Source organism: Streptomyces sp. NPDC042002 (genome assembly GCF_055588305.1).
Window position 1 is genome coordinate 77,678 of record NZ_JBVJCT010000020.1, and the last position, 15,559, is coordinate 93,236.

At 70.3% G+C, this 15,559-nt stretch carries 12 protein-coding genes; 10 read left to right on the forward strand and 2 right to left on the reverse strand.

Going from position 1 to position 15,559, the window contains the following annotated elements; all coding sequences use genetic code 11:
• The 6 genes from ACZ6KY_RS26620 (at position 1) to ACZ6KY_RS26645 (ending at position 8,921) form a co-directional block, all read left to right on the forward strand.
• Complete coding sequence (locus tag ACZ6KY_RS26620) at positions 1-4,986, forward strand: non-ribosomal peptide synthetase (protein ID WP_469312806.1); 4,986 nt, start codon at positions 1-3, stop codon at positions 4,984-4,986.
• A 59-nt stretch (positions 4,987-5,045) separates the two neighbouring features.
• On the forward strand, positions 5,046-5,765 hold the full coding sequence (locus ACZ6KY_RS26625; RefSeq protein ID WP_469312807.1) for a thioesterase II family protein: 720 nt from the start codon (positions 5,046-5,048) through the stop codon (positions 5,763-5,765).
• 219 nt (positions 5,766-5,984) lie between these two features.
• Positions 5,985-6,959: an ATP-binding cassette domain-containing protein gene (locus ACZ6KY_RS26630; protein ID WP_469312808.1), complete on the forward strand. Its 975-nt coding sequence runs from the start codon at positions 5,985-5,987 to the stop codon at positions 6,957-6,959.
• The gene (locus ACZ6KY_RS26635; protein WP_469312809.1) at positions 6,956-7,717 is read left to right on the forward strand and encodes an ABC transporter permease; all 762 of its coding nucleotides are present in this window, start codon (positions 6,956-6,958) and stop codon (positions 7,715-7,717) included. The genes ACZ6KY_RS26630 and ACZ6KY_RS26635 overlap by 4 nt, the downstream gene beginning before the upstream one ends.
• Before the next feature lie 174 nt (positions 7,718-7,891).
• Positions 7,892-8,473 (forward strand): DUF6817 domain-containing protein, encoded by a 582-nt coding sequence (locus tag ACZ6KY_RS26640; RefSeq protein WP_469312810.1) that lies wholly within the window; start codon positions 7,892-7,894, stop codon positions 8,471-8,473.
• 103 nt (positions 8,474-8,576) lie between these two features.
• Positions 8,577-8,921 (forward strand): pantetheine-phosphate adenylyltransferase, encoded by a 345-nt coding sequence (locus tag ACZ6KY_RS26645; protein WP_469312861.1) that lies wholly within the window; start codon positions 8,577-8,579, stop codon positions 8,919-8,921.
• A gap of 19 nt (positions 8,922-8,940) precedes the next feature.
• Here the strand turns inward: ACZ6KY_RS26645 and ACZ6KY_RS26650 are convergent, their stop codons facing one another.
• Positions 8,941-10,326, reverse strand: coding sequence for an aminotransferase-like domain-containing protein (locus ACZ6KY_RS26650; protein ID WP_469312811.1), 1,386 nt, complete (start codon positions 10,324-10,326; stop codon positions 8,941-8,943).
• A 585-nt stretch (positions 10,327-10,911) separates the two neighbouring features.
• Between ACZ6KY_RS26650 and ACZ6KY_RS26655 the strand changes: the two genes are divergently transcribed.
• The gene (locus tag ACZ6KY_RS26655; protein ID WP_469312812.1) at positions 10,912-11,838 is read left to right on the forward strand and encodes a phytanoyl-CoA dioxygenase family protein; all 927 of its coding nucleotides are present in this window, start codon (positions 10,912-10,914) and stop codon (positions 11,836-11,838) included.
• A 204-nt stretch (positions 11,839-12,042) separates the two neighbouring features.
• On the opposite strand, the gene ACZ6KY_RS26660 is transcribed toward ACZ6KY_RS26655, so the two are convergent.
• Positions 12,043-12,879, reverse strand: a complete 837-nt coding sequence (locus tag ACZ6KY_RS26660; RefSeq protein ID WP_469312813.1) for a putative nonproteinogenic amino acid hydroxylase — start codon at positions 12,877-12,879, stop codon at positions 12,043-12,045.
• Positions 12,880-13,212: 333 nt separating this feature from the next.
• On the opposite strand from ACZ6KY_RS26660, the gene ACZ6KY_RS26665 reads away from it, so the two are divergent.
• From ACZ6KY_RS26665 to ACZ6KY_RS26675, 3 genes are read left to right on the forward strand one after another with little or no spacing between them, the layout of a single operon-like run.
• A complete protein-coding gene (locus ACZ6KY_RS26665; RefSeq protein WP_469312814.1) occupies positions 13,213-13,527 on the forward strand; it encodes a phosphopantetheine-binding protein in 315 nt (104 codons plus the stop codon).
• Positions 13,524-14,774 (forward strand): cytochrome P450, encoded by a 1,251-nt coding sequence (locus tag ACZ6KY_RS26670; protein WP_469312815.1) that lies wholly within the window; start codon positions 13,524-13,526, stop codon positions 14,772-14,774. Before ACZ6KY_RS26665 ends, ACZ6KY_RS26670 begins: the two co-directional genes overlap by 4 nt.
• The gene (locus tag ACZ6KY_RS26675) at positions 14,771-15,505 is read left to right on the forward strand and encodes a thioesterase II family protein (protein WP_469312816.1); all 735 of its coding nucleotides are present in this window, start codon (positions 14,771-14,773) and stop codon (positions 15,503-15,505) included. Before ACZ6KY_RS26670 ends, ACZ6KY_RS26675 begins: the two co-directional genes overlap by 4 nt.
• Positions 15,506-15,559: the final 54 nt, after the last annotated feature.

The following is a 15,559-nucleotide window of genomic DNA, read 5'->3' on the forward strand; positions in this document are numbered from 1 at the left end:
GTGATTCCGCTTTCTTTCGCACAGCGCCGCATGTGGCTCACGCACCAGCTGGAGGGCGGGGCGGAGACCTACAACATCTCCCCGGCCTTCCGGCTGAAGGGGCCGCTGGACGAGGCCGCCCTCGCCCAGGCGATCCAGGACGTGGTCGCCCGGCACGAGACCCTGCGCACCACCTACGTACTGGACGACAACGACGAACCCCACCAGCGGATCCTGCCGGCGGCGCAGGCACCGGTGGAGGTGCCGGTGGTCGAGGTGGCACCCGGGGGCCTGGACGCCGCGGTCGACACGTTCATCGCGCACCGCTTCGACCTGATGGCCGACATCCCCTTCCAGGTGCGCCTGTTCCGCTGCTCGCCCGAGGAACACGTCCTGGTCCTGCTCATCCACCACATCGCCTCCGACGGCGTCTCCGGCGGCCCGCTGGCCCGCGACCTGACCACCGCCTACACCGCCCGCCTGGCCGGCCGGGCGCCCGAGTACGAGCCGCTGGCCGTGACCTACAAGGACTACGCGCTGTGGCAGCGCGAACTCCTCGGCGACGTCACCGACCCCGGCTCGCTGGCCGCGGCCCAGGCCAACCACTGGCGCAAGGAACTGGCCTCAGTGCCCCAGCCGCTCAGCCTGCCGCTGGACCGCCCGCGGCCCGCCACCCGGGACTCCAAGGGCGACTCGCTCCCGCTCGTGGTGCGGCCACAGGCCGCGGCCAAACTGCAGAAACTCGCCGACGAGCGCGGCATGACCATGTCGATGGTCGTCCAGGCCGCGCTCGGCGTGCTGCTGGGCAAGCTCAGCGGCGGCGAGGACGTCACCATCGGCAACCCGATCGCCGGACGCACCGACGAGGGCCTGGCCGATCTGGTCGGCCTGTTCGTCAACACCCAGGTGCTGCGCGTCGACCTCTCGGGCAACCCCTCCTTCACCGACCTGCTCCCACAGGTGCGCGACAAGGCGCTGGCCGCCTACGAGCACCAGGACGTCCCCTTCGAGACCCTGGTCGAACTGCTCAACCCCGAGCGCTCCACCTCCTACCAGCCCCTGTTCCAGGTGATGTTCGCCTGGCAGAGCTTCGAGAAGGCCGACTTCGAACTGCCCGGACTCAAGGTCGAGTTCGAGCAGTACCTCACCAACACCTCCCTGGCCGACCTGTTCTTCAGCCTGGCCTACGACACCACCGGCGCACTGCGCGGCGACCTCATGTACGCCACCCAGCTCTTCGACCGCGACACCGCCGAGGCCCTCGCCGACCGGTTCGTACGCGTCCTGGAGCAGGTGGCCGCCGCGCCCAGGGCCCCGATCAGCTCGATCGAGGTGCTGGGCGAGGACGAACGCGACCGCCTGGTACGGCAGGTCAACGACACCGCGCACCCGGTCGCCCGGACCACCCTGCCCGACGCGTTCGAGGCCCAGGCCGCCCGCACCCCCGACCGCGTCGCGGTCATCGGCGAGCACGAAACCCTCACCTACGCCGAGTTCAACCGCCGCGCCAACCAGCTCGCACACTGGCTCATCGAACAGGGCGCCGGCCCCGAACAGCTCGTCGCCGTCAAGATCCCGCGCTCGGTGGACCTGCTCGTCGCGGTCTACGGCGTGGTCAAGGCCGGCGCCGCCTACGTACCCCTGGACACCGAGCTGCCCGCCGAGCGCGTACGGCACGTCCTGGCGAGCGCGAAGCCGCTGCTGCTGCTCGAGGACACCCTGCCCGACGTGTCGGGGCATCCGGAGTCGGACCCCGTACGGGACCTGTCGCCGGACAACGCCGCCTACGTCATCTTCACCTCCGGCTCCACCGGCGGCCCCAAGGGCGTCCCGGTGGCCCACCGTTCGATCACGAACCGGATCGAATGGGGCCTGGAACACTTCCGGGTCACGGTCGAGGACCGGATGCTGATGAGCACCTCCGCCAGCTTCGACGCCTCGGTGCCGGAGATGTTCTCCAACCTGCAGACGGGCGCCTCCGTCGTCGTGGCCAGCGCCGAAGGCCGCCGCGACCCCGCCTACCTCGCCGAGCTGATCCAGCGCGAGCACGTGACCGCCGCGTTCTTCGTGCCCTCCCTGCTCTCCGCCTTCGTCACCGAACCCTCCGCCGCGAACTGCACCAGCCTGCGCTGGATCGAGGTCGCCGCCGAAGCCTTCCCGCCCGCCCTCGCCAACCGCTTCACCGACCTGCTCCCCGGCTGCTCGGCCAACAACCTCTACGGCCCCACCGAAGCCACCGTCGAGATCACCGGCTGGCAGCACGTGCCCGGCGCGGACCGCGTCCCGATCGGCACCCCCATCTGGAACAACCAGGTCTACATCCTCGACGCGGCACTGCGCCCGGTCGCCCCCGGCGTCGCCGGCGAGCTCTACCTCGCCGGCACCTGCCTGGCCCGCGGCTACCTCGGCCAGAGCGCCCTGACCTCCGAGCGGTTCGTGGCCTGCCCGTTCGGCCCGGCCGGCGCGCGCATGTACCGCTCCGGGGACCTGGTGAAGTGGAACAAGGACGGCCAGGTCGAATACCTCGGCCGCACCGACTCCCAGGTCAAGGTCCGCGGCTTCCGCATCGAACTCGGCGAGATCGACCACGTCCTGAGCGGACACCCCTCGGTCGCGCAGGCCGCCGTCGTGGTCCGCGAGGACCAGAAGGGCGACCAGCGCCTGGTCGCCTACATCGAACCCGACCCCGACGCCGCCGTCGCCGACACCGCCACCCAGGTCGAGGAATGGCGCCGACTCCACGACGACGCCCACACCGACTTCGCGGACGAGACCTGGGGCGAGGACTTCCAGCCCTGGAAGAACGTCTACGGCGGCGAGCCGATCCCCGCGGAACAGCTGAGCCAGTGGCAGGACGCCGCGGCCGCCCACATCCTGCGGTACGCACCGCGCCGCATCCTGGAGATCGGCGCCGGCTCCGGCCTGCTCCTCGCCAGGATCGTCGGCGAGGTCGACTCGTACTGGGGCACCGACCTCTGCGCCGCCGCGATCGACCGGCTCCGCCACCAGGCCGAGGCGGCCGGCCACGGCGACCGGGTCCACCTCCGCACCCAGGCCGCCGACGACCTCTCCCAGCTGCCCCAGGGCACCTTCGACACCGTCGTCCTCGACTCCGTCATCCAGTACTTCCCGAGCGCCGAATACCTCGACCAGGTGCTCACCCAGGCCCTTGACCTGCTCGCACCCGGCGGCCGGATCATCGTCGGCGACATCCGCAACGCCGCCACCCAGCGGATCCTGGCGACGGCGGAGCAGCGCGCACAACAGCCCTACGCCTCCCACGAGGAGATCCGGGCGGCGGTGGAACAGGCACTGCTCGCCGAGCGGGAACTGCTCATCGCCCCCGAATGGTTCGCCGAGTGGGCGGCACGCCACAACGCAGGCACCGACATCCGGCTCAAGGCCGGGCAGGCGCACAACGCGCTGACCCGCCACCGCTACGAGACCGTCCTGCACAAGGAGAGGGCCGACGCCCTCGACCTGACCGATGTGCCCGCGCTGGTGTGGGGCGGCGAGGTGTCCGGCCTGGACGGACTGGCCACACAGGTGGAGCGGGCGGGCGGCCCGCTGCGGGTGACCGGCATACCCAACGCGCGCCTGGTGGAGGAGGCCGCCGCGGCCACCTTCGCCGGTGTCGTCGCCGAGGACGCCCCCACCGGCAGGCCGCTCGACCCCGAGGACGTCGCCGCCTGGGCGCGCCGGCAGGGCCTGGACGCCGTGCTCACCTGGTCGGGCGAGGCCGTCCACACCTTCGACGCGGTGCTGCTGCCTGGGCCGCGGACCGTCACCGGAGGGTTCGTGCCCAGCGCGGTGGCCGGACGCGTCCGCGCCAACGCACCCGCGCTGGCCAAGGCGATCGGCCCGCTGCTGGCCGAACTGCCCGCCTACCTGGGCGCGCGGCTGCCCGACTACATGGTCCCGGCCGCGATGGTGCCGCTGTCACGGCTTCCGCTGAACCCGGCCGGCAAGATCGACCGGGGGGCACTGCCCGCGGAACACACCACCACCGTGAGCAAGGGCGAGCCGCGCAACTCCCACGAGCAGGACCTGTGCTCCTTCTTCAGCGAGCTGCTCAAACTGGAGCGGGTCGGCATCGACGACGACTTCTTCGCACTCGGCGGGCACTCCCTGCTCGCCACCCGCCTCAGCGCCCGCATCCGCAAGCGCTTCGGCGTCGACATGCCCCTGCGGACGATCATCCAGTACCCGACCGTGGCCGAACTCGCGGCGCTGCTGCTCATCGGCGGCGTCCCCGGCGACCACGACGACTCCTTCAACGTCGTGCTGCCGCTGAACCGGGACCCCGGCACGGGCAAGGAGCCGGTGTGGTTCTTCCACGGCGGCGGCGGCCTCGGCTGGGCGTTCTTCACCTTCGCACCCCACGTGCCCGACCGGCCGGCCTACTCCCTGCAGTCCCGCGGCTCCAACGGCAAGGAACCGATGGCCCATTCGGTCGAGGAGATGGTCGAGGACTACCTGGACCAGATCCTCGCCGTCCAGCCACAAGGCCCCTACTACCTGATCGGCTGGTCCTTCGGCGGCCCCATCGCGCACGCCGTCGCCGAGGCGATGGACCGCCGCGGCCTCGAGGTCGGCCTCATCGCCGTCCTGGACTCCCAGCCGGCCAACTCCACCACGAACAACGGCTTCCGCGAGGTCGCCGGCCGGACCAAGGAGCTCTACCGCGCCGATATCGAGGAAGTCTTCGGCAAGTTCATGAACACCGCCAACATGGACGCCTTCCTCGACACCATGTCGCAGGTGGGCGCCAACAACCTGCAGAAGATGGGCGTCTTCGAATCGCCGGTCTACCGCGGCGATGTCCTCTACTTCAACGCCAGGCTCGACAAGGTCGACGGAGTGACCTCCTACGGCCCCGACTGGCGGCCGCACGTCCTTGGAACCATCGAGGAGTACGACGTGGACGCCACCCACCACGACCTGCACATGCCCAAGCCCGCGGGCCAGATCATGCGGGTCGTCGCCCGCAAGCTGGCCGAGCGGTGACCGGACAGAACCGACCCGAGGACGAGCGAGAGGAGTTGGCCGACGTGACAGCACCAGGCATGTCAGCGCAACCGGGGGAGCGGACCACACTGCTGTGCGTGCCGTTCGCCGGAGCGGGTCCCGCCTTCTACCACCCGTGGCAGGACCTGGCCGCCGGCCGGTGGCGGGTGACCTCGGTCGAACTGCCCGGCAGGGAACGGCGGATCCTGGACGAGCCGTACCGCAACGTCGTCGAGGCGGCCAAGAACGAGATCGACGCCGTCGTCGCCGACCTCGGCGAGGGCAGCCGGGCCGTGCTGTTCGGGCACAGCCTGGGCGCGGTCCTCGCCTACGAACTGGTGCACCTGCTCGGCACCCGCGGCGTGCACGTCGAACGGCTCGTCGTCAGCGGCTCACCGGGACCCTGGACCCAGCGCGAACGCCGCGCGGCAGGACTTGAGGGCGACGAATTCCTCGCCCGCGTCGAGGAGTTCGCCGGGTTCCGGCACGAAGCCCTCGACCACCCCGAGATGCGGGAGCTGATCCTGCCCACCCTCCAGGCCGACTGCGAGATGCACGAGGCCTACCTCCCCAGCACCGACGCCCCCGTGTCCGTGCCGATCACCTCGCTGCGCGGCGAGGTCGACGGCCTGGTCACCGCCGCCGAGGCCCGCCAGTGGCGGGACGCCACCACGGCCGCGTTCCGCTACACCGAGTTCCCCGGCGACCACATGTACCTGGTCGACCAGGGCCGCGCGATCCTGGACGTGATCGAGGCCGAGTGCGCCCGGGAGCACTGATGCGCTGACGGCACGGTCCGGCCGGCCCCGGGCCGTGTGTGCGAGAAGGGCGTCCGCTCCGGCGGACGCCCTTCTCGCATCCTCCTCCGCCCCGGATCGCCCCGGATCCCGCCCCGGATTCCGCTTCCGGCACGGACATGCGTGCCGTCGAGGAGGACTCCAGGATCGTGAAAGGGGTGTGACAGGGCCTTGTCAGCCCCCGGCCCGACAGTGGGGGGCATGAAGAGTTCCGCTATCGCAGTTTCAGGGCTGCGCAAGGCATATGGCGACAAGGTCGTGCTCGACGGCATCGACCTCGAAGTCGCCGCGGGATCGGTTTTCTCCCTGCTCGGTCCCAACGGAGCGGGCAAGACGACCACGGTGAACGTCCTCACGACGCTGCTCACCGCCGACGCCGGAACGGTGCACGTCGCCGGGCACGACGTGGCGACCGCGACCAAGGAGGTACGCGCCGCCATCGGTGTGACCGGCCAGTTCGCCGCAGTGGACGATCTGCTGTCGGGCCGCGAGAACCTGCAACTGATGGCGGACCTCAAGCGCGTGCGATCCGCCGACCAGGTGGTCGCCCGGCTGCTGGAGCGGTTCGACCTGGGGGAGTCGGCGGACAAGCTGGCATCGGCCTACTCCGGCGGTATGCGCCGCAAACTGGACCTGGCGATGACCCTCGTCGGCAGCCCGCAGATCATCTTCCTCGACGAGCCGACGACGGGTCTCGACCCGCGCAGCCGGCGCACGCTGTGGGGGATCGTCCGCGAGCTGGTGGCCGAGGGCACCACCATCTTCCTCACCACCCAGTACCTGGAGGAGGCCGACCAGCTCGCCGACCGCATCGCCGTCCTCAACCAGGGCCGCCTGGTCGCCCAGGGCACCGCCGACGAACTCAAGCGCCAGATCCCCGGCACCCACGTACGGCTCCGGTTCACCGACGTCTTCCAGCTCGACACCGCCGCGCGGATCTTCGCCGACTCCACGCGCGACGAGGAGGAACTGACCCTGCGGGTGCCCAGCGACGGCCAGTCCAGGTCGCTGCGGGCCCTGCTGGACCGCCTCGACGAACACACCCTCAACGCACAGGAATTCTCCGTGCACACCCCCGACCTCGACGACGTCTTCCTCGCCCTGACCGAGCACACCGGCAAGGACACCGGGGCGGCCGAGGACACGAGCAAGAAGAAGGAGGCGATCGCGCGATGAGCACGGTCGCGACGGCGTTCGCCGACTCGAGCATCATGTTGCGCCGCAACGTGAAGCACACCCTGCGCAACCCCACCACGATGTTCAACGCGGTCCTGTTCCCGATCGTCATCATGCTGATGTTCGTCAAGGTCTTCGGCGGCGCCTTCAGCGTCGGCCAGCACTACATCGACTACGCGACGCCGGGCCTGCTCGTGATGGCCGTCAGCTACGGCCTCGGGGCCACCGCGACGGCCGTCAACGACGACATGACCAAGGGCATCATCAACCGGTTCAAGACCATGGACGTCTCCCGCGGAGCCATGCTCACCGGACATGTCGTCGTCACCACGGTGCGCTGCCTGGTGGCCTGCGCCGCCATCGTCGGCGTGGCCTTCGCCATGGGATTCGACCCCAAGGCGAGCGCCCTGGACTGGCTCGGCGTGCTCGGCCTGTTCGTGCTCCTGGCCGTCGGCACCAGCTGGCTCACCGTCGCCATGGGCCTGGCCGCCAAGACCACCGAGTCGGCCGGCCTGGCCACCGTGCCGCTCATCATGCTGCCGTTCCTCAGCAGCGCGTTCGTGCCCGCGGACACGATGGGCGCCGGCGTCAAGCAGTTCGCCCAGTACCAGCCCTTCACCCCGATCATCGAGACACTGCGCGGACTGCTGGCCGGCCACGTCTCGAACGGTGACGCGATCGCCGCCGTCGCCTGGTGCGTCGGCTTCGCCGTCGTCGGATACGTATGGGCGCTGTCCACGTTCAAGAAGCGAGCCTGACCCCCACCGGCCGGCACCCACCGGCCGGCCCCCACCCCGAGCCGCCCCGGCGCACCCACGTCACCGGGGCGGCTTCGCGCTGCCGCACCTGCGTACCCCACGGGGCTTGCCGCCCGACCTGAGATCGTGGGTGCTTCAGCCCAGACGGCGACCGCACGGAGGGGTGAGGTTGAGATGACCGCAGAAGCACTGGCGCTCCTGCACGCGGCCGGAGCCGAAAGGATCGAACACCCCGGCGGGACACTGCTGGCGCACCTGCGGCGAGTCAGCGCCCTTCTCGCCTCGTGGGGTGCTCGCCCGGCGCTCGGGTCGGCCGGGCTGTGTCACGCGTTCTACGGGACCGACGGCTTCCCGGTCGCGCTCCTGGACCTGGGGCACCGGGCGGAACTGGTCGAGGCGATCGGCGCCGAGGCCGAAGCACTCGTCTACTTCTACGCCTCCTGCGACCGCGCGTCCTCCTACCGGGAACTGACCGACGTCCGGGGCGCGTTCGTGGACCGGTTCACCGGCACCCGGATGCACCCGAGTCCCGACGCGCGCCGGGACTTCGCCGAACTCACCGCCGCCAACGAGCTCGACATCGCCGCGATCAGCCCCGATGTCCGCATGCGTCACGGGGCGGACCTGCTCGAACTCTTCACCCGATGGCGGCCGCTGCTGTCCGAGCAGGCCTGGGCGCACTGCCGCGAGGTGCTGGACGGAGCCGGCCGCCGACCGCCCGGCACGGACAACCCCGCTGACATCGACCGGAATTGAGCAGGGCTCAGCCGCTCCTCTTTCCGATCATGCGAGCCCTCTTCCCAGGACCTTCGACCCGGTCACCCAAGGGCACCAGGACGTACTCCGGCGCGCGGCCCTCCTGTTCGACGAGGTCGTCGTGTGCGTGATGTTCAACGCGGACAAGACCGGTCGCTTGCCCGTCGAGGAGCGGCTGGACCGGCTCCGCGCGGCAGCGGCGGGCTTGAGCAACGTCACGGTCGGCTCCCACACCGGCGGCCTGCTGGCCGACTACTGCCGGCGCGCCGGAATCGACGTCGTCGTCCGCGGTGCCCGCGGCGTCCGTGACCTGGACTACGAACTGCCGATGGCCCGCATGAACCACGAACTGGCCGGAGTCGAGACGTTCTTCCTCGCTGCGGACCCCGCCCTGGCCCACATCTCCTCCACCCTCGTCACCGCGACGAGCCGCAAGGACCCGGTCTGAGCACCACGGCTTCCGGAGGTCAGGCGCTCTGCGGCTCCAGCAGCCGGCCGGACCGCGGGTGCCGGGCGCCGGGCAGGTGCCGTGCGCGCTGGTCCCGGACGAGTTCGCCCAGCCGCTCGACGCCCAGGGCGATCTCCTCGGGGGTGAGCACGCTGAAGGAGAGCCGGGCCTGGTGGAACCCGGACGTGCCGCCGTAGAAGTGGTCCATGGGCGTCCACAGGACACCGAACCGGGAGGCCGAGTGTTCCAGCATGGCGTCGTCCGCCCGGAACGGCAGGGTCAGGACGACGAACATCCCGCCCTCGGGTGTGTTCCACGAGACGTCCTGCCCGGTGCCCGGCAGCGGGGCGAAGACGCAGCGCAGACGCTCCAGCAGGGTCGCGAGGTTGCGGCGGTAGACCTCGGCCTCGCGGGCGGTGGCCCGCTTGAGACTGCATCCGTTCTCCAGGAGGTACCCGCCGATCACCGCCTGCGCCACCGTCGAGGTGTTGAGCGTGACCATGCTCTTGAGCCGGGCGAGCAGGTCGGCGAGCAGCACCGGCTCCTCCTGCGCGGCGCCCGTCGCCGTCACCGGCTGGTCCGCGATCACGTAGCCCACGCGGGCACCGGCGAAGGCGGACTTCGCGAACGACCCGAGGTGGATCACCTGATGCCGCTCGTCCAGGGCCTTGAGCGTGGGCAGCGGGGATCCGCCCGCGCGGAACAGGGAGTACGGGTTGTCCTCGACGACGAGGATCCCCTCCCGCCGCGCCAGCTCCAGCAGGGCGATCCGGTCCGCCAGGGACATGCTCGCGCCACTGGGGTTGGCGAAGTCGGGGACGACGTAACAGGCACGCGGCCGCAGGCCCTCGCGCCGCGCGGCCCGTATCTGCCGCTCCAGGTCGTCCAGATCGATGCCCCCGTCGTGTTCCCGCACCGCACGCACCGGCGCGCCGGCCACCCGGGCCGCGCCGATGAACCCGACGTAGTTGGGGGTGGCGGCGAGGACGACATCACGTGCGTCGCGGACGAGGGTGCGCAGCAGCAGCACCATCGCCTCCTGGCAGCCGGTGGTCACCACGATGCTCTCCGGGTCGACCGTCAGGCCCTCGTCGACCTCCAGCTGGCGCGCGATGAGTTCGTGGATGAACCCTTTCGTGCGGCCGTACTGGAAGAACGTGCGCCGCACCTGCTCCGCGGCAAGGCCCTTCTCGCCCTCCAGATAGCCGCGGAACGTCGCCAGATGACGGGCGAGGTCATCGACGTCGTAGAAGCCCTCGAACGGGCGTCCCGCGGAGAACGACACCGCGTCCGGATATCTTCCCGCGAGTTCGTTGAGCAGCGTCATGGAAGTGAGCGCGGGATCGTCGACCGACGCGTGCAGGTCGGTGACACTCAGCCGGAACGGCCCTGGTTGTTTGGACATAGTCACGTCATCCTCGTCCGCCGGACAACTCGGCCCGGAGCTGGTGTCGGTTGAATGCCGCCTCGTCGGGGTTCTCAAGAACATATGAGGCCTCCCTCGAACGGTGAAAGACGATGGCTGGAGAAGGGATCGATTCCCGCTGTTCCTGCACACCGGAAAAGCGGTCGCCGCGCACGCCGTCCCGTCAGCGGGACAGAGCGGACCGGCATCCGGACCGGCCCGGCGGGCCCTGCCCGAAACGCGGTACGTCATCGAGAAAGCCTTGAGTTCCGCGAGACGTTGACACCCTCTTGGGCGGCGGAGAGAGTATGGAACGGCTGGGCGAGCCGTGAGAAGGCCCGGGGGCCGCCGCCGCGACCGGCGGCCGTCACCCGGTGAACAGCCGGGCCGCGAAGCCCTTTTTCGCGGCCCGCCCGCCCGGATGATGAGCGGCCGCATATCAGGGCGATGCCGCGTCGACCCTCCATTCGACCACCTGCACACGGCCCGCGCCGAATGCACGGAGTCGGCGGACGGTACGCCGGGACGGCTCCCCGCCTTTTCCGCGCGGCAAGCGGTACCCGACACCCGAGAAGGAGTTGACGCATGACCACACTTGACGAAGGCGTACTGGAGAGGGCGGCGAAGGAATACGCCGAGCAGGGCTTCTCCATCATCCGCAATGTCATTCCCCCGGAACTCCTGGAGGAGGCGGCCGCCCATGTCGACTGGCTCACCCGGAAGTACCCGGATCTGCGTCCCGAGCACTTCCACCACCCGCTGATCCGCAACGACGCCTTCTGGGCCCGCCTGGTCTCCGACCCCCGCCTCGTGGACATCGCGGAGTTCTTCCTCGGCCCCGACCTGGCGTGCTTCACCGCCCACTACATCTGCAAGCCCCCCTACAACGGGCAGTCCGTGCTGTGGCACCAGGACGGCGCCTACTGGACGCTGAGCCCGATGGAGGCGCTGACGGTGTGGCTGGCCGTCGACGAGAGCAGCACGGAGAACGGCTGCCTGCGCATGATCCCCGGCAGTCACGAACTGCCGCTGCACAAGCCGTCGCTGCGCACGGACACGGACAACATGCTCTTCTCCGCCTCCGACGAGACCATCGTGCAGGAGTGGATCGACAAGCGCGGTGTCGTGGACATCGAGCTCCAGCCGGGCGACGTCTCCATCCACCACCCCCACCTGCTGCACTACTCGGAGGCGAACACCTCCGCCAAGCGGAGGTGCGGTCTGGACATCGGCTACATCTCGACGACCACACGCATCCACAGCGAGGGCATCTACCTCGACCCGCTGCTGGTGCGCGGGACCGACGCGGCCGGCCTGAACAACTACCGCCCGTTCCCCACCTACCAGGACGGCGAGACGGTTGCCTTCGCCGGCCAGGAGGACTGGAACGACCACGTGGCCAAGCTCAACGCGGCGCTGCCGTCGCGTACCCGGGACCTGCCCGAGGAGAGCCCCATCGAGACGACCCGGCACATGATCGAGCGTCTGCGCGCGGGCACCACGAAGGGATGACCCGGCCGCACCGGCCGAGGGCGCGCCGCCGCGTGCGGCCCGCCCTCGGCCACCGGCGCACGGCAGGGGTACGAGGGCGGACCGTCCCCTTCGACATGGACGGTCCGCCCCCGTACCCCTGCCCGTTGTACGGGTACGGCGGCGGGCCGGGTTCCAGGGCGCTGCCCCGGATCCCGGCCCGTCATCGGCGCGAGGCGTGCTCTCTCACCAGACGAACGCCTCGCCGTCGCCCCGCTTCTCGATGCAGTACGTGCGGAAGGCCTGGGCCTTGGCGACGATGTCCTCGTCGCCGGTGCGCCGGGCGGCCTCCAGATACCAGTCGAACGCCGCGGTGGCGTGCGCGCGCCGCTCGAAGTGGAGCGCGGCGAACGGACGGAAGGCCGCCCGCATGGTCTCGGGCGTGAAGTGGCGGCCGGAGTCGATGAGTTCCTCCAGCTCCGCCTCGCCGACCTCGGGCCGCTCGGGCAGCAGGACCGGCTCGGTGGCCCGGATGTCGCCGCGGATCGCCAGCGGCTCCTCGGACTCCGCGAAGTCGAGGCACAGGGAGAGCCGGGCCGTCCTGGCGGTGCTGCGCGCGGAGTGCGGGTCGGTCGAGTGGATCTTCCACACCTCGCCGCGGCGTATGTGGTAGACGGTGTCGTTCTCGGAGTGGAGGGACTCCTCGCTGGTGCGCAGCGGAACCTGCACCCGCAGGCCCGGCTTGGCCCACTCCAGGAAGTCCACGTGCGGGGCGATGATCCCGTCGCGCAGGGCGAAGATCCGCACCCACTGGAGGCGGTCCAGGGGGAAATGCGCGGTCACCAGGGACATGACGTTCGGCAGCCGCTTTCCCAGTTCCGTCAGGGAAAGGCTGCCTTCGTGCGGACGGAAGGCGACGTCGGATTCGGCGCCGCTGCCGTTGGCGAGCACATGGGACGACCAGGACCCGAAGGTGAACGTGTCGTATTCACCGCCGTATTCGTGCTCGTCCACGATGGACAGTTCCGGGCCCAGGTCATACGAATCGATGGGCAGTACCGCGAGCCGTTCCGACTTCAGCAAGGAAATCTCCTCCAGCACATGGTTGTCTGACGCGCCCGGAAACCGCTGGGCGTTCCACCCGATCGTCACCATATTTCTTCCGAGTTGTGCAAGGCAACGAAGCGGCGGCGCACCGGACTTGAGCTGATCCGGCCGGTCCGGATTCCGTCCGCCGTACGCTCCGGTCAGGGCCGCGAAGACACCGTGCTGTCCCGTCGGCGGGACAGCCGGATCCTGTCGGGGCGGCCCGCGCTGTCATCTCTTGCCCGGCGTTTCTCCGGCCATCTACCGTGGCAGCGCGGTGACTTCGGGCACCCGGGAATTCCCGTTCGACAGAGGAAGGAAAGGCTGGAAATGAAATCTTCGCCGAAGGTGATCGACCAGCGGGACGAACAGGACGGGACGCCGGAAGGAGAGGCCGCTTCCTCCGGTGCGCCGGCATCGCTCGTCGGGGAGGTCTCCGCACTGTGGGCGGCGCACTTCGGTGACCGTGAAGTCGGCCCGGAGGACGACTTCTTCGTGCTCGGCGGTAATTCGCTCACCGGAATCAAAATCATCGAGCAGGTGGCGATGGACTACGGCGTCCAGCTGTCCGTGCGCGACTTCTACCTGGCGCAGACCCCCACCCGGGTCGCCGAGCTGATCGAACAGGCAAGGACGGGGACGTGAGGCTGACGCCGGGTCCCGCGCGCGACGTCGACCTCGACGGCGTCGACCTGTTCGACCTGGACCTGTACACATCGGGCGATCCGCACCCGGTCTGGGACGTGATGCGGGCGAAGGCGCCGCTGCACCACCAAGTCCTGCCCGACGGGCGGGAGTTCTGGTCGGTGACCCGTCATGAGGACGTCTGCCGCGTGCTCGGCGACCACCGCGAGTTCACCTCCGAGCGCGGCACGACACCCACCCACGTCGGGATCGACGACCCCGCGGCGGGCAAGCTGCTGACCTCCACCGACCCGCCCCGGCACACCGAGGTCCGCCGGCCGCTCGGCTCCAAGCTCACCGCCCGGGCGGTGAAGTCCTGGGAGGACTCGATCCGCGGCACGATCCAGCGCTTCCTCGAACCGGCGCTCGACGGCGACACCTTCGACCTCGCCGAACGGGCGCTGCTCCTGCCGGCGATGGTCACCGGCCCGCTCCTGGGCATCCCCGCCAAGGACTGGGAGGAGCTCGTCCAGCTGACCGCGATGGTGACGGCCCCCTCGGACCCGCACTTCATGGTCGGACACGAGGCCGCCACGCTGGCCATCTCCCACCACGAGCTGGTCAACTACGTCACCGAATGGGTCAAGCGGCGACGCGCCGCCGGCGGCGAGGACGACACCCTGCTCGCCCACCTCATGAGCGTCAGCGCGGGCGGCGCACCCCTGAGCGACGAGGAGATCGCCCTCGACGGCTACAGCATCCTCCTGGGCGCCAACGTCACCACGCCGCACACCGTCTCGGGCACCGTGCAGGCCCTCATCGAGCGGCCCGAACAGTTCGACAAGGCACAGGCGGACCCGACGCTGATCCCGAACCTGGTCGAGGAAGGGCTGCGCTGGACCTCGGCCGCCTGCAACTTCATGCGCTACGCGGTGGACGACGTCCACATCGGCGGGGGCACGATCCCGGCCCGCGCGGCGGTCGTCGCGTGGATCGGCTCGGCCAACCGGGACGAGTCCCTCTTCCCCGATCCGCACACCTTCGACATCACCCGCCCCAATGCCAAACGGCAGGTCGCGTTCGGGTTCGGGCCGCACTTCTGCATCGGCGCGCCGCTGGCCCGCCTGACCCTGCGGATCTTCTTCGAGGAACTGCTGCAGCGGTTCGGACCGATCCAGCTCGCCGGTGAACCGCAGCACCTGCGGTCGTACTTCATCGCCGGGATGACCCACCTCCCCATCGTCGCGCAGAAACGAAAGACGCCATGACAACCGGCTCCGCCGTCGCCCTGTCGCCGTGGTTCGTCCGGCCGCCCACCGACCACCCGGCCCGGCTCTTCTGCTTCCCCTTCTCCGGATCGGGCGCCTCCGCCTTCAGCGCCTGGCCGGCCGCGCTCGACGACATCGAGGTCTGCCCGGTGCAGTTCCCCGGCCGCGAGAACCGGCTCGGCCACCCCCACTACGGCACCTACGAGAACCTCGCCGCCGACCTGGTCGACCCCCTGACGCCGCTGCTCGACCGGCCGTTCGCGTTCTTCGCGCACTGCGCGGGCGCACTGCCCGCCTACGAGACCGTGCTGAGGCTCGCCGAAGCCGGACTGCCCACACCGGACTGCCTGTTCGTCTCCGGCCAGCCGGCCCCGCACGACGCCTCACGCGACCGGATGCTCACCATGACCGAGTCCGAACTGCGCGACGAGGTCGAGGCGTTCGTCCGCGGCCGGGGCATCGAGCCGCGCCCCGACATGCTCGATCTGGGCCTCATGGTCCTGGCGCGCGACCACGCCGCCGCCAAGAAGTACCGGCGCCAGACGCCGGCCGCGGTGGACTGCCCCATCGTCGTCGTGCACTGGCGCGACGACCAGGACGTGACCCTGGCCGATCTCCAGGGCTGGCGCCGGTACGCCGACTCCGTCGAGTTCCGGGTGGTCGGCGGCGGCCACTACGACTTCATGAACGCGCCGGACGAGCTGTCGAAGCTGCTGACCCGCTGGCTGTGAGCGCCTCGCCCCCGCGCGCGGCCCCGAGCGCCCTGCCCGCGCCCCTGGCCCAAA